General features: G+C 63.7%; 26 protein-coding genes and 1 pseudogene. 10 read left to right on the plus strand and 17 right to left on the minus strand.

What is annotated here, in order from left to right; all coding sequences use genetic code 11:
- Nucleotides 1–297, plus strand: a 297-nt coding sequence (locus FJ977_RS34640; RefSeq protein WP_210243887.1) for a hypothetical protein, incomplete at its 5' end; no start/stop codon positions are given.
- Between the two features lie 97 nt (nt 298–394).
- Here the strand turns inward: FJ977_RS34640 and FJ977_RS34645 are convergent.
- A complete protein-coding gene (locus FJ977_RS34645) occupies nt 395–577 on the minus strand; it encodes a hypothetical protein (protein WP_140777147.1) in 183 nt (60 codons plus the stop codon).
- 703 nt (nt 578–1280) lie between these two features.
- The gene (locus FJ977_RS36530) at nt 1281–1547 is read right to left on the minus strand and encodes a hypothetical protein (protein WP_246683417.1); all 267 of its coding nucleotides are present in this window, start codon (nt 1545–1547) and stop codon (nt 1281–1283) included.
- Between the two features lie 105 nt (nt 1548–1652).
- Here FJ977_RS36530 and FJ977_RS34655 point away from each other — a divergent pair.
- Nucleotides 1653–1775 (plus strand): annotated as a pseudogene (locus FJ977_RS34655) (protein adenylyltransferase SelO family protein); the annotation flags it as partial.
- A gap of 47 nt (nt 1776–1822) precedes the next feature.
- Here the strand turns inward: FJ977_RS34655 and FJ977_RS36535 are convergent.
- The 10 genes from FJ977_RS36535 to FJ977_RS36555 form a co-directional block, all read right to left on the minus strand.
- Complete coding sequence (locus FJ977_RS36535) at nt 1823–2302, minus strand: hypothetical protein (RefSeq protein WP_246683418.1); 480 nt, start codon at nt 2300–2302, stop codon at nt 1823–1825.
- 148 nt (nt 2303–2450) lie between these two features.
- Nucleotides 2451–2624, minus strand: a complete 174-nt coding sequence (locus FJ977_RS36540; RefSeq protein WP_246683419.1) for a hypothetical protein — start codon at nt 2622–2624, stop codon at nt 2451–2453.
- Nucleotides 2618–2854, minus strand: coding sequence for a hypothetical protein (locus FJ977_RS36545; RefSeq protein WP_246683420.1), 237 nt, complete (start codon nt 2852–2854; stop codon nt 2618–2620). Before FJ977_RS36545 ends, FJ977_RS36540 begins: the two co-directional genes overlap by 7 nt.
- Complete coding sequence (gene pqqE / locus FJ977_RS34665; protein ID WP_246683421.1) at nt 2851–4014, minus strand: pyrroloquinoline quinone biosynthesis protein PqqE; 1164 nt, start codon at nt 4012–4014, stop codon at nt 2851–2853. Before pqqE ends, FJ977_RS36545 begins: the two co-directional genes overlap by 4 nt.
- Complete coding sequence (pqqD, locus tag FJ977_RS34670) at nt 3984–4280, minus strand: pyrroloquinoline quinone biosynthesis peptide chaperone PqqD (RefSeq protein WP_140777149.1); 297 nt, start codon at nt 4278–4280, stop codon at nt 3984–3986. The genes pqqE and pqqD overlap by 31 nt, the downstream gene beginning before the upstream one ends.
- A complete protein-coding gene (gene pqqC, locus FJ977_RS34675; RefSeq protein WP_246683422.1) occupies nt 4277–5035 on the minus strand; it encodes a pyrroloquinoline-quinone synthase PqqC in 759 nt (252 codons plus the stop codon). The genes pqqD and pqqC overlap by 4 nt, the downstream gene beginning before the upstream one ends.
- The gene (gene pqqB, locus FJ977_RS34680) at nt 5032–5964 is read right to left on the minus strand and encodes a pyrroloquinoline quinone biosynthesis protein PqqB (RefSeq protein WP_140777153.1); all 933 of its coding nucleotides are present in this window, start codon (nt 5962–5964) and stop codon (nt 5032–5034) included. The genes pqqC and pqqB overlap by 4 nt, the downstream gene beginning before the upstream one ends.
- Nucleotides 5965–6049: 85 nt before the next feature.
- Nucleotides 6050–6145 carry a pyrroloquinoline quinone precursor peptide PqqA gene (locus FJ977_RS34685; RefSeq protein ID WP_140777155.1) on the minus strand — a complete coding sequence of 32 codons (96 nt, stop codon included), beginning with the start codon at nt 6143–6145 and terminating at the stop codon, nt 6050–6052.
- Between the two features lie 405 nt (nt 6146–6550).
- Nucleotides 6551–6997: an alpha/beta hydrolase gene (locus tag FJ977_RS36550; protein ID WP_246683423.1), complete on the minus strand. Its 447-nt coding sequence runs from the start codon at nt 6995–6997 to the stop codon at nt 6551–6553.
- Entirely contained in the window at nt 6930–7172 is a 243-nt protein-coding gene (locus tag FJ977_RS36555) for an alpha/beta hydrolase (protein WP_246683424.1), read from the minus strand. The genes FJ977_RS36550 and FJ977_RS36555 overlap by 68 nt, the downstream gene beginning before the upstream one ends.
- Nucleotides 7173–7456: 284 nt before the next feature.
- Between FJ977_RS36555 and FJ977_RS34695 the strand changes: the two genes are divergently transcribed.
- Both FJ977_RS34695 and sdhD read left to right on the plus strand, forming a co-directional pair.
- A complete protein-coding gene (locus tag FJ977_RS34695; RefSeq protein ID WP_140777157.1) occupies nt 7457–7729 on the plus strand; it encodes a hypothetical protein in 273 nt (90 codons plus the stop codon).
- Nucleotides 7730–8080: 351 nt separating this feature from the next.
- Nucleotides 8081–8494 carry a succinate dehydrogenase, hydrophobic membrane anchor protein gene (gene sdhD / locus FJ977_RS34705; RefSeq protein ID WP_140777161.1) on the plus strand — a complete coding sequence of 138 codons (414 nt, stop codon included), beginning with the start codon at nt 8081–8083 and terminating at the stop codon, nt 8492–8494.
- A gap of 19 nt (nt 8495–8513) precedes the next feature.
- Here the strand turns inward: sdhD and ctaD are convergent, their stop codons facing one another.
- A complete protein-coding gene (ctaD, locus tag FJ977_RS34710; protein ID WP_140777208.1) occupies nt 8514–10175 on the minus strand; it encodes a cytochrome c oxidase subunit I in 1662 nt (553 codons plus the stop codon).
- A gap of 149 nt (nt 10176–10324) precedes the next feature.
- Here ctaD and FJ977_RS36065 point away from each other — a divergent pair, with 149 nt between their 5' ends.
- From FJ977_RS36065 to FJ977_RS34720, 3 genes are read left to right on the plus strand one after another with little or no spacing between them, the layout of a single operon-like run.
- Complete coding sequence (locus FJ977_RS36065) at nt 10325–10483, plus strand: hypothetical protein (RefSeq protein ID WP_181180164.1); 159 nt, start codon at nt 10325–10327, stop codon at nt 10481–10483.
- Nucleotides 10483–11310, plus strand: a complete 828-nt coding sequence (locus FJ977_RS34715) for a DUF2243 domain-containing protein (protein ID WP_140777163.1) — start codon at nt 10483–10485, stop codon at nt 11308–11310. The genes FJ977_RS36065 and FJ977_RS34715 overlap by 1 nt, the downstream gene beginning before the upstream one ends.
- A gap of 28 nt (nt 11311–11338) precedes the next feature.
- Nucleotides 11339–12733 carry an NAD(P)/FAD-dependent oxidoreductase gene (locus FJ977_RS34720; RefSeq protein WP_140777165.1) on the plus strand — a complete coding sequence of 465 codons (1395 nt, stop codon included), beginning with the start codon at nt 11339–11341 and terminating at the stop codon, nt 12731–12733.
- 38 nt (nt 12734–12771) lie between these two features.
- Here FJ977_RS34720 and FJ977_RS34725 read toward each other — a convergent pair whose 3' ends face one another.
- Both FJ977_RS34725 and FJ977_RS34730 read right to left on the minus strand, forming a co-directional pair.
- Entirely contained in the window at nt 12772–14499 is a 1728-nt protein-coding gene (locus FJ977_RS34725) for a hypothetical protein (RefSeq protein ID WP_140777167.1), read from the minus strand.
- Nucleotides 14500–14575: 76 nt separating this feature from the next.
- Nucleotides 14576–15613 (minus strand): SDR family NAD(P)-dependent oxidoreductase, encoded by a 1038-nt coding sequence (locus FJ977_RS34730; RefSeq protein WP_246683425.1) that lies wholly within the window; start codon nt 15611–15613, stop codon nt 14576–14578.
- A 231-nt stretch (nt 15614–15844) separates the two neighbouring features.
- On the opposite strand from FJ977_RS34730, the gene FJ977_RS34735 reads away from it, so the two are divergent.
- Nucleotides 15845–17359: a protein adenylyltransferase SelO gene (locus tag FJ977_RS34735; protein WP_140777169.1), complete on the plus strand. Its 1515-nt coding sequence runs from the start codon at nt 15845–15847 to the stop codon at nt 17357–17359.
- 83 nt (nt 17360–17442) lie between these two features.
- On the opposite strand, the gene FJ977_RS34740 is transcribed toward FJ977_RS34735, so the two are convergent.
- A complete protein-coding gene (locus tag FJ977_RS34740) occupies nt 17443–18843 on the minus strand; it encodes a Do family serine endopeptidase (protein WP_140777171.1) in 1401 nt (466 codons plus the stop codon).
- A 208-nt stretch (nt 18844–19051) separates the two neighbouring features.
- On the opposite strand from FJ977_RS34740, the gene FJ977_RS36070 reads away from it, so the two are divergent.
- Entirely contained in the window at nt 19052–19228 is a 177-nt protein-coding gene (locus FJ977_RS36070; RefSeq protein WP_181180165.1) for a hypothetical protein, read from the plus strand.
- 30 nt (nt 19229–19258) lie between these two features.
- A complete protein-coding gene (locus FJ977_RS34745) occupies nt 19259–19555 on the plus strand; it encodes a hypothetical protein (RefSeq protein ID WP_140777173.1) in 297 nt (98 codons plus the stop codon).
- Between the two features lie 100 nt (nt 19556–19655).
- Here the strand turns inward: FJ977_RS34745 and FJ977_RS36075 are convergent, their stop codons facing one another.
- Nucleotides 19656–19808 (minus strand): hypothetical protein, encoded by a 153-nt coding sequence (locus tag FJ977_RS36075; RefSeq protein ID WP_181180166.1) that lies wholly within the window; start codon nt 19806–19808, stop codon nt 19656–19658.
- Between the last annotated feature and the right edge of the window lie 69 nt (nt 19809–19877).

The raw sequence follows: 19877 nt of genomic DNA on the forward strand, positions 1-19877 counted from the left end.
TCGCCCAACAAAATTCTCTCTGCGCTAACCAATGTAAATGCAGCCGAACCATCGCGAGGTTATCAACATCCCAAGTTTGGAGGATCTTTGATGCACCTTGAATCGCTGATCGATCAATATGTGGATACTCGCAGACGGCGCGGCCTTCTGTCGACGCAACTTGCTCTGCGGGCTCTCAAGCAAGTTATCCCCACGCCGCCGGTTTCAGACAGTCGTCTTGTCGACATGCTCGCAAAGCGGGGCGTGGACTATGGCCTCATTGTGCACTTCGACCATGCCGGCGAGAATGCAGGCTGAACTCACTGGGAGAGAGCGTACTCACTGCGCAATCTCCTCGCCGATTAGCGCAGCGACATCGCTGGCTATTCAGGATCTCGGGCCGCCGCTGCCCTGCTCAAGTGAGCTGCGACCCGTTTGCTAACCGCCTCATTGCTTCGTCGAAACTTCCGGCATCCTCCAGGAGCCTGCAAGCTTCCTCGGGGGACACGCCTGTCCGTTCGGCAAGAAGCTTGACCTCGTAGTCCAGGTCGCTGGCGACCTGCAGGTTCTTCGGATCGGATGGCGCGTCGGCGTTCATGATCGGCTCCTGAGCGAGATGACCTTCTGTCAATGCATCGGCAAGCCTATCGTTCCTGCCGCGCCGAGCTTCACCGAGCTGATGCCCGTGGTGGCGATCGAAGGGGAACAGATCATCGGTTCGAGGGTTGGAGCCAGGTAACTCACCCAGCATTGCCTGCCAGCACCGAAGGAAGTCTAATGGACCCAGGAGCTCTGATGGAACCAGGAGCAAGGGGATGCCGACGGTCTGACGATCCGGCTCAGGACCAACGGCGTCGATCGCACCCTGAACGTCCAGCCCTCGGTGACTCGACCACGTGTAAGCGCGGACGCCCCCCATCCCGACGACACAGAAGCCGATGAACTCACCAGAGCCGTACTCGCGGAGAGCATCCTGCAGGAGATCGGGCGCAAGCGACCAGACTGATGGCTCATGACATACCTTCGCATCTCACATGGGCCGGCGACCGCCGAATGCGAGACATAGGCTCCGGGTTATGAGGTGCTGCCCCAACTGTTAGTTGTTTCCCGCTGCTTTTTCAGGGCGTCGTCAGTGCCAACCAGCCTCTTTGCGCCGCCTGGAATAGTAGTGGCCACCACAGCTGGCGGGTCGCTGGCGGGGAAAGAATCCTCAAGCCCTGCCTGGAGCTGATCCTCTAGCGTTTGCGGCTCTTCGGAGCGGCCTGCGGTTCTACGGCTTTCTACATTCTCCAACTCCTGCTTCATGTCCGGGACGCTTTGACCTCTCTGATCCAGGCATAGAGCTGCTCGATCCCGAGTTCCTTGATCGATTCGTAATCGGCCTGCTCGTTCTGCGCGGCCTCAATCCTGCGGACCATGGACTTCTCGAAAGCGGCAAGGCCGTCGCTGCCCCGCGCCTGGCATAGGCGCAACAACGCTTCGTGCAGCACCAATGGGCCAAAGCACGCAGCGGCCTTGCTCTTGAGTTGTTGCAATTGCTCTGGCGTCGCGGTGTGGAGCTTCGACATGGGTGTTCTTCCGATGACAGCAACCCAACCACTTCCGCTCCGGGATGTTCCGTCAGCAACGGATGAAATCATCGATTGAACGAGCCAGCTGCCACTGAGGCGGCCGCCTTCATGGGCGCCTATGATCCGGGCGCGGTGTTCAGTCCCATCGACCGGATCGGCCGCTATGCCTATGCCAACTACCCTCGTGTCGCCACATGGAACCTGGCGCGCCTTGCCGAGACGCTGTGGCTTGTCGGCGGGGCCTGGTGGATACGCAGGCCGCGCCACTTGGCTTATTCTGTTTGCTGCGATCCTCCTGACACAATCAGGGCGCCCTGATTGGGCTTCGAGTATTCGAACCCGATGAAGAACACTGTCACGACGACAGCACATATGACGACGATTACCACGAGTGCCACTCGCGAGAAGGGGTGTTCGAAATGCCGTGAACACCCGATACCCCCGGAGGTCAACCCCGAGCGACTTCTCCAATGATGAGCCCATCCGCCCGGAAGACGGCCGAACTCCGCGATGGCGCGGTCGACGTGCCGCGGCACCGCCGTGCGGCCTTCAAGGTAGGCGCCGAACTCGTCGGCCTCGTCGGCGACGACCAGGACGTCGTAGTCGGCGACCTGCGTTGCGGCGGGGATTTCCGTCTGCAGCGTGACGTGGCCCGTGTCGGCCCGCCCATTAGCCGGCCTGAACGTCCACGGCTGGTCGACGGCGATCTCCGCGCCGAAGCGGGTTGCGGCGCGCCGCAAGGCCGCGGCCATGGCCCGACCGCCCGGATGCGGGCCGGTCAGCAGGAACCATCGCTGTCAGCGCTTCCAGACCAGATACTGCGCCAGGCCGTCTGCCAGCATGGCGCGGCTCGGGATGGTGTGCAGCAGGTTTTTCCGGCAGCGGTCCTGTCGCAGCGCGTCATCGGTCGCACGGCTGTTGAAACAACAGCATCCGTCCGGGTTCCGGCTCGGCCAGCGCCAGCGCCAGCGCCTGCGTCAGCGGCGCGGGGTCGAGATCGGCGACGACGAAAGTGATGCCGGCGTCGAGGAACTGCCTGATGGCATCCGTCGGCGGCTCCCCCGGCTTCAGCACCCTCTCCACCAGCCGAAGTGCTGCCCGACGAAGCGGCCGGTGCCATCGTCGTCGGCGACCCCTAGACGGGCGCCTTGCAGCCCGTCATCGGCCGGGAACGCGTCCAGCGGCCCGAGCGGCAAGGGCGGGCTGCGCGCCTCGCCGAGATAGCCGATGACGATCGTCTGCGCTTCGGCGAAGGCCGGAGGCATGGAAAGCAGCAGGATCAGAAACGCGGCTGCAAGCCTCACACCGAGCCTCCCGCCTTTCCTTGAGTGCGCCCGATACGCCGAAAGGCAAAGGCCGGAGCCTCGCCCCTTGCCGCTGCGGGTGGAGGAAGTTCCTCCTCGATCAGCGCCGCCATTCCCGCATGCAAGGGCGACCGGACGCAGACGGGATCGGCGGCGACCGCGTCGCCGGCCAGCGCCAGTGCCTGGCAGCGGCAGCCGCCCCAGTCGATTTCGCGCCGCTCGCAGCTGCGGCACGGTTCCAGCATCCAGTCCGTCCCGCGGAAGGCGTTGAAAGCCGGCGAGTCGCGCCAGATGTCGGCCAGGGGCCGCGAGCCGAAGCGCTCGAAGCGTAGCGAGGCGATGGTTGCCGCCGCATGACACGGGAGCACCGCACCGTCGGGTCCGACGACAAAGGCGTCGCGCCCCCAGCCGCCCATGCAGGGCTTGGGATAGGTCGCGAAATGGTCGGCGACGACGAAATCGATCTCCATAACACCGACCAGACGGGCTCGGGCCGCTTCGACCGTTGCGATCTGCTGCTCGATCGAGGCGCGGTCAGGCAGAAGGTGGCGACGGTTGAGCAGGGCCCAGCCGGCATATTGCACATTGGCGATCTCCAGCCTCTCGGCGCCGAGCGAGAGCGCCAAGTCAATGTAGTCCGGGACCTCCAAGATGTTGTGCCGATGGATCGGGGCGTTGATCGTCAGCGCCATCCCGAGCTCCCGCGCCTGGCGGGCGACAGCGAGCTTGTCGGCGTGGGCGCCGGCATGGCGGCCGATGCGGGTCGTCGTGTCGGCATTGGCACCCTGAAAACTCACCTGTACGTGGTCCAGCCCGGCGCGCGCAAGCAATTCCAGCCGCGCGCCCGCAAGGCCGATTCCTGCCGTGATCAGGTTGGTGTAGACCCCGGCCTGGGAAAGCGCCGACACGAACTGTTCGAGGTCCCGGCGCAGTGTCGGCTCGCCGCCGGAAAGATGCACCTGGAGCACGCCCATCTCCCCGGCTTGCCGGAACAGCTCGAGCCAGGCTTCGGTCGTCATTTCGCGGTCGGCCTTCATGAGATCGAGCGGATTGGAACAGTATGGGCATTGCAGGGGGCAGCGATGCGTCAGCTCGGCCAGCATTGCCACCGGTGGAAGCAGCGCCCCGGTCACAGCCGCACCATCAGCCGGTCTGCCCATTGCTGCAGGAAGGCTCCGACATCCGCCGCAATCTCCTGCGCCTCGGCGTCATATTCGGCCGTCAGCCGCGCTACGATGGTGCTGACCGGCGTCTTCCCGTCGCAGTGCCGAAGGATGTGCAGCCCGACGGCGTCGGGCCACAGAACGCGCTCGGGGGCGAGCGCCACCCAAGCATCCCGCACCGGATCGAAGCGGAGTCGGACATAGGGTGCAAGGCGCGGCACGGAGTCCGGCGAGACCATGGACCGGCGCCGGCCCACGCTCATCGATGTGCCTCCGGCTCGAAGCAGCCGGGAGGAACCACGCCGTAAGGTCCATAGGCGTGGTTGAGCGCATCGAGCATTGTCCAGAGCACATCGCATTTGAACACCAAGGCATCGACCACCCTTTGCTGGCGCTCCGGCGTGTCGGCGTGGCGAAGGACGTAGCCGAGTGCAAAATCGGCATCGCGTGCGGCCTGGTCGGGCCGCCGGCTGAAATAGGCCAGCGTGTCCTCGGTGACGAAGTCATAGCGCGCCAGCATCGCCGGGACGCGCTCGGCGATGATGTTGGGCGAGAAGAGTTCTGTGAGCGATGACGCGACGGCTTCGAGCAGCGTATGGGAGGCGCAGAAATTGACATAGGCCTCGACCGCGAAGCGCGTGGCCGGCAGCGCCAGCCTCTGGCTTTTCACCGCATCCTTATCCAGGCCGAGCGAAGTCGCCAGGTGCAGCCAACGCGCAATGCCGCCGCTCCATCCGTCATCGCCATCGTGGTCCTCGATGCGCTTGCGCCAGGCGGCCCTGAAAGCCGGATCGTCGGAACGGCAGAGGATGGTGGCGTCCTTGCGCGGGATGGCCGCCTGGTAGCAATAGCGATTGAGCGCCCAGGCCTGCAGCTCGCCCTTCGACATGGACCCCTCCACCATCCGGCGGTGGTAGGGATGGCGGTTGTGATAGCGCTCGCTGCCGACCCGCAGGAGGATGCCGCGCAGCCCCTCTTCGTCGAGACCGGCGCCGACGCAGTCGGAGAAATCGGTCACAGCACGAGCTCCATGCCGTCGTGCGCGATTTCCCATCCGGCCGCCCGCACCGCGGCGTGTTCGGCGGAGGCCTCGTCGAGCACCGGGTTCGAATTGTTGATATGGATGAAGATGCGGCGGCCGACGCCGGCATCCTTGAGGCAGGCGATCGCCCCGTGTGGCCCCGACATGGCCATGTGCCCCATGCGGGCCCCCGTCTTGACGCCGCCGCCGCCGGTGATCAGTTCGTCGTCGGTGAACACCGTGCCGTCGAAGAGCAGGATGTCGGCGCCGGTCATGCGTTGCCGCACCGGGTCGTCGATAGCCGCACAGCAAGGAACCAAGACCAGCGAGCGGTTCTCCGCCGCCAGGCGGATGCCGATGGTGCCGCCCTCGTCGGACCGGGCTTCCGGATCAGAGCGGGCGCCGCCTTCGAGGAACAGCGCCACCTTGCCGGGAACCGCAAACACCTCGATGCGGACGCCGGTCTCCAGGCCTTCGGCATCCAGAAGATCGATAATACCCTCGGCAGGCAGGCAGCGTCGCACCACCAACCGTGGATCAAGCACGTCGAATACCACGTTGGAGGCAAGGACTGCAAGCACCGGTTCGGTCGCATAAAGCGCGAAGGCCTGCCGCTCGCGCAGGCTGAGCAGCCCGGCGATCTGGTCGACTTCGGCGCCGGTCAACACCACCGCCGCGATCGGCGTGGCGCGCACCGGCATGTCCGGCTGCGGCTGCAACTCAGGGTTTTCCGCAATCTGCTGGCGGATGTCGGGAGAGGCATTGAAAAGCACCCAACGACGTCGGTCAGAGGAAGCGGCTACGCTCGTCTGCAGGCGCGGGCGCACGTCGCTGGTGCCTGCCCGGACGGCCCTGTTCAGCCTGTCGTTGGCGTTCCACTGCGGGAAGCCTCCGCCAGCCGCCGACCCGACGATCTTAATCCACACGCCGCGACAAGCTCCGCTTTCCCGCTGTCAGCGATGCCGGCCAGACAGGCGGCGCTGCCGAGGCAGCCCCGCCGGTTTAGGCATTTCACTTTTTCTTGGTGATCTCGGCAGGCAGGTAACGGGAAATCTCCATGCCCGCGGCCACTTCGCACGTCACCGGCTTTTTCCAGGTTTTCTTCATCGCTTTCTCCGATCTGGCGCCCTCCAGGGCGCAGTCGTACCCCTAATCATTCAGCCGCGGGTTTGTTCCTCATCGATCCCCCATCTTTGCGGCCGAACGGCGGATCATTGGTCACGATCAAGTGACCCGTCCGAAATGCAGGGCTGATCGTCAGCGAGCAGCCCCCGGCAGCGCCTCCCTTCGATCCCCGTCGAGAGCTGATGCGGCGTGCAGGTGCGCCACCTTGTCGATCATTCAAGAACCGTGTCCGGGCGGCTGTGATGAGCCATGCGCCCCGCATTGGCTGTGATGTCGATCAGCGATCCCGGGATCTGGGCATGCAAGCGCTCCGCGTCGCGCCGGGCGTCGAACAGCCTGCCCCTGCTCCGGCGAGAATGTCAGTCGGCACGTCCCGCATAGCTGGGCTTAGCCGATAGCGCCGCGCCGAGCATCAGGGCCGCCTCCACGCTGACCGAGCGCAGCTGCGACGGGCGGCTGGCGACCTCGCTCGTGCTCGCCGAGAAAACTTCGGAGATTGGTGCGGGCCGGAATATGGTTCGCATCGCCGATGGCCAGCCGAGCCTCACGGCGACCGGCAGCACGGTGTGACGGAATACCGTGCCGAGCAACGGCAGGGCTGGCAGCGCCGCAAGAACCAGAGCCGGCCTCGGCGGCGGAGTAGTAGCCGGAAACGAGGATCAGGCCGGCGACCGAGCGATGCCTGCGCGCCATCTCCAGCGCCACCCAGGCGCCCCAGGAATGGCCGAGCACGAGGTATCTGTGAATGCCGAGGCTGGCTGCGGCTTCATGGAAGAGATCGGCCTGCTCGCGGGCCGACCAGAGCTTGCCCCCGCGGTCGCGAGCTTCCGCCAAAGCCGGGCCGGTCAAAGGCGAGGACCCGGTACTTGTAACTTGCCTGGTCGAGGATGCCGCTGATCGCAAAATCCTCCGCAGCAGAGCCATTGCCATGCAACAGCAGCAAAGGCGGGCCGCGGCCTTTCTCGATGAGGCGCAGTTCCACCCCATCAACCCTGAGAGTGCGTCCCATCGATCGGGGAACCAAGCCTTTCTGGCGCGTGCGTAATTTAGGCCACCAGCGGCAGTGCGGTAGCCACAAGCAGCGTGGCGAGACTTATCCGGTTTGAAAACATACTGAACTCCGGCGCTGTGTCTGCATATTGGTCCGCCGTTGTGCGCGACCCCGTTGCGCATCCGCATCGGCGTCGCCTAATCCCGCCGTATCTTTGCCATTCGGGTGTCGAAGTCTTACGGAGCCCCTGCCGGACGTCGAGCGTCCACGACACGGATGGTGCGAAAACGCGAAGCGTCTCGATGAACTTCCTTCTTCGACATAGTGGGATTCTCCTGAATAATCCCGCAACTTCTCGAGGAGACATTCCCGGCGATGAAATGCAATATTTTTTCCGCACAGAGAAACAAAATACCCTTTTAACATATTTTTACAAAAGAACAGATCCTGCTCATCTTACCGGGCGCGAGGGGCAGCCCCACCATCGGCTGCTTGTTCATAAGCATTTTCCCGGCACGCCGGCCTGGGCTCATGGCGACCGCTTGAGGGGATCGCGGCACCAGAAAGGTGTTTGAATCTTTAGCAGGCCGACTGCCACCGGGAACATTTGCGAATGCCGTGCGTTTGGCGCCACCCGTGCACCGGAAGGTAAGCCATGCAGAGTCGGAAATTGGTGAAGGCCGCGCTTGTCAAAGAACTCGACGCGGTCCGCCTCAGAATCTCGCTCCTCGAAAGCGAGTTGTGCAAAGCTGACAGACCCAAGAAGATAGGATGGCGTTCAGGATACGAGCTGACCGCCCAGAAAGCTCGGCTTGCCAAACTGGAAAGCGTTCTTGCCAATTATCCGTCGGCACCGGAGGCCCGGCATTGGAACAGCGACAGCTTGAGTTGCAGGCAACGGAACCAGGTGAGTTCGGGGGAGCAAAATGGCTGACAGGCGCTCGATCAGAACTCCGCTGGCTCGAGTGCGGGGCCTTGGATCGGCTAAGCACGGAACCGAAGCCTTCATACTGGAGCGGCTGACATCTGCTGCACTATTGATCCTCGTCATTTACATCGTAGCGGTCGTTGTAAGGCTGATCGGAGAGCCACGAGATGTCGTCCTCCGCGTCGTCGGATCGATCTATGTAGCACCCGCGCTAATCGCCTTCATTCTGGTCAACTGCATCCATATGCGGCTGGGCATGCAATCGATCATCGAAGACTACTGCCATGCTACTGTTCTTAAATCGGTCCTTCTGGTCACCAATTGGTTGTTCTGTTGGGGAGTCGCGCTTGTGAGCTTGTTCGCTGTGCTGTCGATCAGCTTTAGATGGCTTTTCTGCTGTGCCAGCGCCTAGGCGGAATGAGGTGGACGGCTCATCTGATTTTCGGCAGCCTGTCCCATTGATGAAAGGGGGGTGGAGAGGTCAACTGCCACTCCAATGTGGTGGCTCCTGCGCCCCATGGATTCATGCCAGCGGCCCTTCGCCGGTAAAAGGCCTCTAAGATGCCGGAGAGGAAAACCAGGACACTCGCGGCCGACAGATATGATCCATAGGAGGAGAGCATGTTCCAGCCGGCGAATGCGTCGGGATAGTCGATGTAGCGACGCGGCATGCCTGCTATTCCAAGGAAATGATGGGGGAAGAAGACGAGGTTGACACCGACGAAGGTCGTCCAAAAATGAACTGCAGCCAGAAGCGGGTTGTACAGATATCCCGTCATTTTCGGGAACCAGTAATACCAGCCTGCGAAGATACCGAAGATCGCTCCCAGTGAGAGTATGTAGTGGAAATGCGCGACGACAAAGTATGTGTCGTGCAATTGACGGTCGAGGCCGGCGTTTGCGAGTTGAACGCCGGTCACCCCGCCGACGGTGAACAGGAATATGAAGCCGAGCGCCCAGAGCATCGGCGTGCGCAGGCTGACCGAACCGCCCCACATGGTTGCAATCCAGGAGAACACTTTTATCCCGGTCGGCACTGCGATTACCATCGTGGCGAAGGTGAAGTAGCGCTGCGTGTCGAGGCCTATCCCGCTGGTGTACATGTGGTGAGCCCAGACGATGAAGCCGATCGCCCCGATCGCCACGATTGCGTACACCATCCCGAGATACCCGAAGATCGGCTTTCGCGAGAAGGTCGAGATCACTTGGCTGACGATGCCGAAGGCCGGCAGGATCATGATGTAGACCTCCGGGTGGCCGAAAAACCAGAAGAGATGCTGGTACAGCAGCGGGTCACCTCCCCCATCCGGCGCGAAGAATGTGGTTCCGAAATTGCGATCGGTCAGAAGCATGGTTATTGCGCCGGCCAGAACCGGCAGCGCCAGCAGCAGCAGGAACCCGGTGATCAGGATCGACCAAACGAAGAGCGGCATCTTGTGCAGCGTCATGCCCGGCGCGCGCATGTTGAAGATCGTCGTGATGAAATTGATGGCCCCGAGAATAGAGGAAGCGCCAGCAATGTGCAGCGACAGGATGACAAGATCGACCGCGGGACCGGGATGGCCCGACGTCGAAAGGGGCGGGTAAAGGAACCAGCCGGTCCCAGGGCCGTAGCCGCCAGGGACACTGGGCATGAAGATCGACAACAAAAGCAGCATCAATGCAGGCGGCAGCAACCAGAAGGACACGTTGTTCATGCGCGGAAACGCCATGTCGGGAGCGCCGATCATGATCGGAACCATCCAATTGGCGAAGCCGCCGATCAGAGCGGGCATGACGGTGAAGAAGATCATGATCAGGGCGTGAGCCGTCGTGAACACGTTGTAGAGCTGCTTGCCGGCATCTATCGCTTCGTCGCCTTGGTAGCCATAGATCATCGACGCCAATCCGGGGAAAACCTGGATCCCGGGTTGCTGCAGCTCAATTCGCATGCCCACCGACAAGAGCATGCCGATGACGCCGGCGGTGAATGCGAAGATCAGGTAGAGCGTGCCGATGTCCTTGTGATTGGTTGAGAACAACCAGCGGGTGATGCCGCTTGGCCTGTGGTCGTCGTGACTGCCCGGATCCGATGCCGCCGAATGTTCGCTCATGACCCTCTCCGCTTGAGCTACCCTGACAAGGTCCCCGAACCGTGCTGGCAGTTGAATGTTCCCTCCACAGAACCGACGGTCGGAACATTCAACGGAAGCGATGGTTTGGCTCGGCGCGGCCGCCCCTGCGCGGCGGAGGATCGACATCCATGCTGGCGATATTTGCTGCGACACTGGTTCTGACCACGGTGGTTGGCGGGCTGATTTCCGCCTTCTGGATCGAGGCGCGTCATGGCCTCCATGACCCCACGCCAGATATGCCGGCGCTTACGCAACGGCCTGCCCCGGCCTGGTCCCGGCTGTCCTGATGGACGCGATCATCGCGAAACTCGATCCGAGAATCCGAGCCGGTTGGCTGCTGCTTGGCTTCGCGCTCGGTGGCTTCTTCGACGGCATCGTCCTGCATCAGATCCTGCAATGGCATCATCTTCTCTCGGGCCTCGCCGACCCGGCGGGCTCCGACCTGCGCTTCCAGATCATGGCCGACGGCATCTACCACCTTTTCATGTATGTGCTGGCCGTCGCCGGCGCGGTGCTGCTGGTGGCCGCGAGGGCGGCCGGCGCGCGTCCCGAGAGGACGAGCGAGATCCTGCGGCTCGCCTTGGTCGGCTTCGGCGTCTGGCATGTCGTGGATGCCGTTGTGTTCCATTGGCTGCTGGGCCTGCACCGGATCAAGATGAACAGCGACATGCCGCTCGCCTGGGATATTGCGTGGCTGGCCATCTTCGGCATCGTGCCCCTGGTGTCGGTGCTGGTGCTGCCCAACCGCGGCGGACCGGCGCGCGGCGCTTCGGCGGCGCTGACCAGCATCGTCCTGCTTGCTGGATTGGCAGCGGGGGCCGGACCACTCTTCAACGGCGCGGCCAATTCGATCATCGTCTTTCGGGCAGGCATGGAACCGGCGGCGATGATGCGGGCCGTTCAAGTCGCCGACGTGCATCTGAAATGGGTCGACGCCAGCGGCACCGTCTGGGCGGTCGACCGGGTCTCATGGCGCGGTCTGGTGACGCTTCACGCCCGCGGCGCTCTGGTCGTCAGTACGACGCCTGTCATTGCCGGATGCCTCGCCTGGACCGATGCTGACGGAGCGAGCAGTCGCCCCATCCAGCAACGAGGCATTCCTTCAAGCCTATGACCTGGAACCGGACTGGGGAGTAGCAATCATGCAACGGGCCATCCAACGGACCATCGAGGGTAGCCACAGCCGAAGTCTGACACCGCGCATCGTTGTGATCGGCGGAGGCTTTGCCGGTCTGGAGGTAGCCAAGGCGCTCGGCCGGGCTGAGATCGGGGTCACGATCATCGACCGCCACAATCACCACCTGTTCCAGCCCCTGCTCTATCAGGTTGCAACAGCCGCCTTGTCGGCGCCTGACATCGCCGAGCCAATCCGCAAGATACTGCGCCGCTATCCCTCGGTTCAGGTCCTCTTCGGCAATGTCGCCGAGATCGACACCGAGGACAGGATACTGGTTCTGGCCGATGGGACCACGGTTCCCTATGACCTGCTGGTCCTGGCAACGGGCTCGCAGCCATTCTACTTCGGCCAGGAGAGCTGGGCTCGGGTTTGTCCGGGCTTGAAGAGCATCGAGGACGCCCGCACGATCCGGTCACGGCTGCTGCTGTCGTTTGAGCACGCGGAACGGACAACCGATCCAGTGGAGCAGTCACGGCTGATGACGATCGCCATCATCGGCGGCGGCCCGACCGGCGTGGAACTTGCGGGCTCCATCGCAGAACTCAGCCGGCACACGCTGGCGCGCGACTTCCGCAACATCCGGCCAGAGAAGACAAGGATCATAATTGTCGAGGCCGGCGACCGTCTGCTCGCCGGCTTCGCTCCGGAGCTTTCCGAATATGCACGTCTACGCCTGGAAAACCTGGGCGTCGAAGTCGCGCTAGGCAATCGGGTCGAAGCGATCGACGCGCAGAAAATCACGGTCGGCGGAGAGACCATCCCGGTAGCCTTGACGCTCTGGGCGGCCGGAGTGGCGGCGTCGCCCCTGGCGGCCCAGCTTGGTGTCGGGCTTGACCGCGGCGGCCGGGTGAAGGTCGGATCCGACCTGCAGGTCATGGGCCGTCCCGACATCTTCGCGCTTGGCGATGTCGCGCTGTTCCTCGACGAGAACGGCCGGCCACTGCCGGGTCTTGCCCAGGCGGCCAAACAGCAGGGCGAGCACCTCGGCAAGGCCCTGGCACGCCGGATAGATACTGGCGAGGATCTCCCGGCTTTTGTCTTCAGGAATCGGGGCAACACGGCGATCGTCGGGCGCCATGCTGCCGTGTTCGAGTCCGGCAGGCTGAAATTGCAAGGCTGGTTCGCCTGGCTGGCCTGGGCGGTCATCCATGTTTACCTGCTCGTCGGTTTTCAACACCGAGTCCAGGTCTCGATCCAATGGCTGTGGCGCTATCTCACCTATGAACGCGGCGCCAGGCTGATCGCCGAGGAACGGGCCGAACCGGGTCCACCACCGTCGCCCGCAGCGGAACAGCCTGCTCCGAGAGAGGCGTTGTCACCGGATGCAGACGCCCTCCCAGGCGTTGCCCGCGCGCGTTGAGAGTGCAGCGCGTCCATTCAGGGCTCGACAGACTGCGCTCAGGGCTGGAAACCAGCCTTAAGCGACGTCAGGAGGCGTCGGGCAAACGGACGTGGTTCAAGAGCCAGCGTGAAAATGCCGGAGGGGTTGAGGAGGGTCTGCGGCCGGGGCACCGACAGGGCCGTTTCCCACCCCCAACTGTCGAGCAGCGGGTAGATGGAGTAGGCAAGCAATGGGACGCCGGCCGATGCGGCCGATGCGCATTCCAGCAACATCTCCTGATGCCAGCGCGCGCCATAGTGGAAATAGGGCGTTCCGGTTTCGGTGATCATCATCGGCAGGTGGTAGCGATTGTAGTAGTCGGTGATCACCGCCTGCAGACCCGCTCGAGCTCCTGAACTGACCTCACCAACATAATTCTGGGGCTCGGAGCTGAGGTGTTTTCCCTTCGTGTCGAAATCCTCGTTGTGGGCGTAATAGTCGATACCGAAGACGGTGTCCGTCTTCATCGTCACCTTGAACTCCCTGTTCAGTTTCTGGTGCAGATCCTGAACCTTCTTCATCATCTGCAGGATCCGGAGCAGGCTGTCCGGCAGCGCCCGGCCGGTCGCCGGGCTTCCGTCGAGGTAGTGCTTGATGGCCCAGTTCAGGGATGTGCGCGACCAGGGTGCGGTCGCGTCCCATTTAGCCAGATGCTCGGCGGGGGTCATCAGCGCCAGCCTGTTGAAATCCGCATCGAGCAGCCAGTCCTCTCCAAGGATCAGGTCGCTGCCGAAAAACCGTGTGTGCCGGTTGAACTCGTCCCACTGCGGCTTGAAGACCGCCGCTTCCGGATGGATGTAGAGCATGCGCCGCCTGCTGGGCGCCAATTCCTCCTCGATGGCAAGCCGCGCCCGCACCGCTGCCTCGGCGACCTGCACTGCTCGCTCGATATAGTAGGTGGTGTGCAACGGGCTTTGCCAACGCGGAAATGCGCCATGCCACATCTCACTGTTGAAGCCGATGGTCGTTTCAGGCTCGTTGATCAAGGTCACCGCCTTCACCTTCGTGCCATAACGTTTGATCGCCGCGCGCGAAAACGCGGCGAAATAGCCGGGCCAGTCCCGGTTAAGGTAGTAGCTGGCGGGCCCGTCTGTGCGACCGTCCGGCCCGACGACCCGGAACCGGTCCTCGATGCCAAAATGGTGCAGATCGAGGCTGACCCTCAGGCCAGCATGGTCGAGATCGTCGATGAGCCGGTCATGCGCCAGCCAGGTTTCCTCGCGCTGCGGATCGATCAAGTGGTTGGAGAGGCCCAGCCTGACATTCAGGATGCCGAGATCGATCAGGCGGACAGCGAGAACACGCCGCCGCTCACGATCGAAAAGGCCTTGGTCGTCGAGGGAATCCCATCGGTAGCTTTCGTCGCGAGTCAAGGGATTGCCAGATTCGACACCTGTCCAGAGAAAGCTCGCCAGCGACGGCTGGCCATAGGTTTGCGCGTACAATTCGACGGTCGCCGTATTACGTGCCCGCTCGTCGGGCGATGGCGCAACGACCGATGGCACGGCGCGATGAACCAGGGTCGGCTCATTGAACCGCGCATCCACCGATCGCGGCGCGCGGTCGAGCTGCTCGATGAACAGCGTCTTTGCTCTGGCCCAGTTGATGAGGGCGGTGTCGGTGTCCCCAGCGAGCGCTGCCCAGCTTTGGCCAAGACTGATCGAGAACAACAGGAGCAACGCGGCGGCGGTAACCCGCCAGATGCCCGACGGGGCCAGTTTGGTGCCGGATGATCGTACGGGCATAGTCTCCCTGCTGTTCGCTCAAGCCACGAGGCTTCAAAGTCCCTCGGGCCGAACTGCAACACCGCTGCTAAGTTCCTTAGCGAGTTCGCGGCGTGGGCAGGCGTCGAGGCCGCCGAACCTTTGCGTGCCGGCGACAAACAGAAGCCCGCCCGGGGAGGGAAACCGAGCGGGCCGTGAATGCTGTTGTGAAGCCAGCATCCGAGCGTGGCACCGGAGTGCCGGTCCGGACACCCGCAGCCGGGTGGGCCCGCGCGGGCCTGGCCGCGGCACGGGTCATCGTTCCGGGCACGAGCCGCCTCATGCGCCCTGCCCCCAGTTCAGTGCCAGGCCGCCGTCTATAGTGAAACTCTGGCCGGTGACGTAGTCGGAATCGTCCAACGCCAGGTAGCGCCAGCCTGGCCACCTCCCACCGCTCGCCGGGCCGGTGCCACGGGATGTGCGGCATCTCCTGTGCGCGCTTTTGCGGATCGTCGGTGCGCGCCATCGTCATCGGCGTGCGGATCAGCCCCGGAGCGATGGCGTTGACGCCGATCCTGAGGTCGGCGACCTCCAGCGCCAGGCTGCGCGTCAAAGTGAGGAGGCCGCCCTTGGCGGCTCCGTATGCGGCGTTCCTGGGGCTCGGAATGGCCTCATGAACGGAGGTGATGTTTATGATCTTGCCTGCTCCGCCGGCCGCCTGACGCCGGCGCAGGAATTCGCGGCAGCAGAAGAAAGGGCCATAGAGATCCGTTCTGATTACATTATCCCAAGCTTCCGTCGTGGTCTCCGCCAGAGGCGCGCCGCTCGATCCGGTCCCGGCATTGTTGACCAGGATGTGCGGCGTTCCCAGCGTCCGGTCGACAGCCTGGAAGAGGTCCGCCACGCTTCCTCTGTCGCGAACATCCAGGCGCTGCACGAGGGCGCGCCGCCCTGATGATTCAACCTGGCGTGCAGTGGCCCGAGCTCCGTCTTCGCCATTGTGAAACGTCACCGCCACGCCGGCACCTTCCAGGGCCAGGGCTTCCGCGATGGCGCGGCCGATACCCGAGTCCGGTCCCGTGACAATGGCGACGCGGCCGCCAAGCTTTGGCGTTCGCGCCGGCACGCGGATCTCGTCGTCCTCGACTGCAGCCATGACTGATCTCTCCGTTCCATCATACAGGTTCGGCTGGCCGGGACGACGAGCGACACTTGCCTGTCGTCGCGCCGGCAGCCCGCCCGAACCTCGATGCAGGCGGGTGGTTCCCAGCTTTCATGCCGTGCCGAGCTGATGGATCCGGATGGCATCAGCGGCGTTGCGTCCCTATATGAAGGGAGGCTCTTCGAACGGGAGCCGACCAGCCCCTCACTTCAGAGCCAGCTTGTCATGATTTCACCTGCGACCGCCGAACAATCCCGAACCGTCCCGACGAGGCTTCCCGCCCTGCGCAACAGCTACGCGCAATTGCCGGAACGCTTCTTTGCAGCGACCGATCCGAGGCCGGTCTCCAGCCCCACGCCGATCCGCTTCAACCGGCCACTCGCCGAGGAACTCGGGCTCGACGCCGACCAGCTTACCGGCCCGAACGGAGTGGAGATGTTTGCAGGCAACAGATTTCCGGAAGGCATGCAGCCAGTCGCCCTGGCCTATGCGGGCCACCAGTTCGGAAACTTCGTGCCGCAGCTCGGCGATGGGCGTGCTCTGCTGCTTGGCGAGGTGGTGGACATCAACGGCATTCGCCGGGACATCCAGCTGAAGGGATCGGGACCGACGCGGTTCTCGCGCAACGGTGACGGCCGCGCCGCGCTCGGCCCGGTCTTGCGCGAATATGTCGTCAGCGAAGCGATGGCCGCCTTGGGCATTCCGACGACGCGAAGCCTGGCGGCGGTGCTCACCGGGGACCCGGTCTATCGCGAGGTCCGGCTGCCCGGCGCCGTTCTGACCCGGGTGGCGGCAAGCCACATCCGGATCGGCACCTTCCAGTATTTCGCCGCGCGCCACGACATCGACGGGCTCCGGATCCTCGCCAACTATGCCATTGAGCGCCACTTCCCGCACCTGGCGGGGCAGGCAAAACCGTACCGCGCCCTGCTGGAGGCCGCTGTCGCCGCACAGGCCGACCTGGTGGCGCGCTGGATGCTGGTCGGCTTCATCCATGGCGTCATGAACACCGACAACATGTTGATCTCTGGCGAGACCATCGACTATGGGCCCTGTGCCTTCATGGACGCCTATGACCCCGGCGCGGTGTTCAGTTCGATCGACCGCGCCGGCCGCTATGCCTATGCCAACCAGCCTCGCGTCGCGACGTGGAACCTGGCGCGCTTGGCCGAGACGCTTCTGCCGCTGATGAGCACGGACGAGAATGAAGCCGTCGCTGAAGCCGAAGAGGTGTTGAGGTCGTTCCAGTCCTCCTATGAGGCTGTGCTGCAGCGCGGTTTCCGCAGGAAGCTCGGGCTGCTGACCGAGGCGGAGGGCGACCTGCAGCTCGCGGCTGATTTTCTGGATGTACTAGCCCGCGGCGAAGCGGACTTTACGCTCGGCTTCCGGCGACTGGGCGACGATCTCGACGCTGACGATGCTCAGGGCACCGCGCGCCAGTTGTTTCAAGATCCAGGCGCATTCGATGCTTGGTCGGCACGGTGGCGCGAGCGCATCGCCAGCGAAGCAGCCGACACCGCCACGCGCCGAGCGGCCATGCATGCCGTCAATCCCAAATTCATCCCTCGCAACCATCGCATCGAGGCGATGATCCAAGCGGCGCTGGGCGGCGACTTCCAGCCTTTCGAGGAGATGCTGGCGGTGGTCACCCGGCCCTTCGATGAGCAGCCGGGAATGGAGCGCTATGCCAAACCGCCTCGGCCCGACGAGCGGGTGCTGCAGACATTCTGCGGCACCTGAGGCGTTCCGCGCACGGTGCCCTGCCCGGCCACTCGGAGCGGAATCGGCAGCTGACCGGGGTTCACATCGCGAACAACGCGACGTCATTTCCCGGCGACAGCGACGAACACCGACTGTCCCTGCCTTTCCAGCCGAAACAGGATTGGCTTGCTTTGCCGGCGAGACTTCGTCCACTCCTCGACAATGTCCGACGGCTCGGTGACGGGGCGATCGTTGGCCGACACGATGACATCGCCAGGCTGCAGTCCGCTCTGGGCCGCAAGGCCATCGGGTACAACCTCCATGACGAACACGCCGGTGGTGCCCGGTTTGATCCCGAGTTGCTGACGCGCCTGGTCCGGAATGGGGCTGAGCGACAGACCGAGGCTTTCCGCCGCAGAACTCTTGTCGGGCGCGGCACCTGTCTTGACCTCCGGATCGTTGCGCTCACCGATCACAAGCGCGACCTCCCGATCCTTGCCGCCCTTGCTCAGTGTCAGCGTCGCCTTGCTGCCAGGCTTCTGGCTTGCCGTCGCAAGTGTCAGGTCGTGGACACCCTGAACGCCCTTGCCGTTGAAACTTGTGATCACGTCACCCGGCTTCAGGCCGGCCTTCTCGGCCGGGCTTTTGGGCTCGACCGATGCAACCAGCGCGCCCTTTTCATCTGTCATCCCGAGCGCCTCGGCGAGCGACGGCGTGATTTCCTGCAGGCGCACGCCGATGAAGCCGCGCTCGATCCGGCCGGTCCGGATCAACTGGTCGGCGATGTTCTGCGCTGTGCGGGACGGCACCGCAAAGCCGATGCCGATGCTGCCGCCCGACGGCGAGACAATCGCCGTATTGACGCCGATCACCTCGCCGCGCGCGTTGAACAGAGGTCCGCCTGAATTGCCTCGATTGATCGAGGCGTCGGTCTGCAGGAAATCGTCGTACGGTCCGGCTTGGATGTCGCGCGAGCGCGCCGAAAGCACGCCGACGGTCACGGTCCCTCCGAGCCCGAACGGACTGCCGATCGCGATGGTCCAGGCGCCCGGCTGCATCGCATCCGAGTCACCCCAGGTCGTCGTGGTCATGTTGGGCCGCGGGTCGACCTTCAGCACCGCTATGTCGGTGGCGGGATCGCGGCCGATCAGCCGCGCGGGCGCCGTTTCCTTGTCGGAAAACACGACATGGATCTCGGTCGCATCGGCAACGACATGGTTGTTGGTGACGATATAGCCTTCGGGACTGATCACGAAGCCGGAGCCAAGCGCCTCCCTTACCTGCGGCTGGCCGGGCCCCAGGCCCTGGCCATCGAACGGGTTTGCGGAATCGTCCGGCGTCGTCGGGTCCTGCACGACCTCCCGGGTCGTGATCGCGACCACGGCCGGCAGTTTCTGCTGGATGATCGCTGTGAAGTCGGTGGGCGTATCCTCTGCCCTGACGGGCGCCATGCCGGTCGTCGCAAGCATCAGCGCGGCCGCCAGGACGCGCGTGGCAAATCGTCTTTGCAGATCGTGAGACATTGCTGGATCTCCTGCCAAATAGCGTCGGTCGCATCACGCGGAGCCGGTGCTTCGGACGCCAGAACTGACAACAAAGCTGTTTGTTTCAGCCCACCGTAAATTTGGCTCGGTCAGGGAAATGCATCGGCGGGAAAACTTCGTTCGCAGCAGCCGGGAACCATCGGACAGCCATCGAGTTCGACCGTCTCACAAGCTTAGGTCCCCCGGGATGCCAGAAATAAGCAACGCGCGACAGAAGGCGGCGGCCGGACTCATACGCCAGTGGATCTCGTCGGACGCCAACCGGCGCCAGCTCCGCCAGTTGCTCGACCTGCCGACAGACGCCGACCTGCCGGCGGAACACCGATCGCTGCTGGATGAACTAGACCGCAAGCTCAAGGAGTAGCGGCCGCCGCGCGAAGCGCGGGAAAGCCATTTGCCGGATGCCATTGACCTGGCAGTCGAGCCCGTACCAGCAGGCGCCGCCCGCGTCGGTATCGTGGGGGTTGGGACAGTCGGCAAGAGTTGGCGCAAGTTTCTTGGGGGCGTCCGGCTTGGTGCCGTCGCGGACGAACTGGTGCTGGTCGCTCCGATGCCGCTCATTCCCGCGCCGCTGCCGCCATTCACTTCGGTGCCCGGCACACCTACCGCGCTGCCCGCACCGGGGCTTGTGTCGTTGCCGGTCGACTGCGATGCCGCCCCGCCGATGAAGCCAAGCTTGGCGAAGTCGTAGTTGCCGCCATTGTAGTCATCGAACGACATGCCGAGCGCGCCGGCGCCCATGAACGGATTGAAATGAGTCTTCTCGTCGAAGAAGCCGGTCCCGCCGCTGTTCATCTGGTAGGAGAAGTTGCGCCCGACCACCCTTTGCGGTTCCGCGGATTGTAGGCCTTGCCGATGCCCGACAGCAGCATCAGATGCGTGTTCCAGAGCCCGAACGCAGCCAGGATGACCAGCCCGGCGGGCTGCTCGAGCTCGCGCCCCATGGCGTCCAGTTACGCCGGTCGCTTTTTTCTTCGAACTGTCGACATTGACTTTCAACACCGTCGAGCGGT

The organism is Mesorhizobium sp. B2-1-3A (genome assembly GCF_006442655.1).
GTDB lineage: Bacteria > Pseudomonadota > Alphaproteobacteria > Rhizobiales > Rhizobiaceae > Mesorhizobium.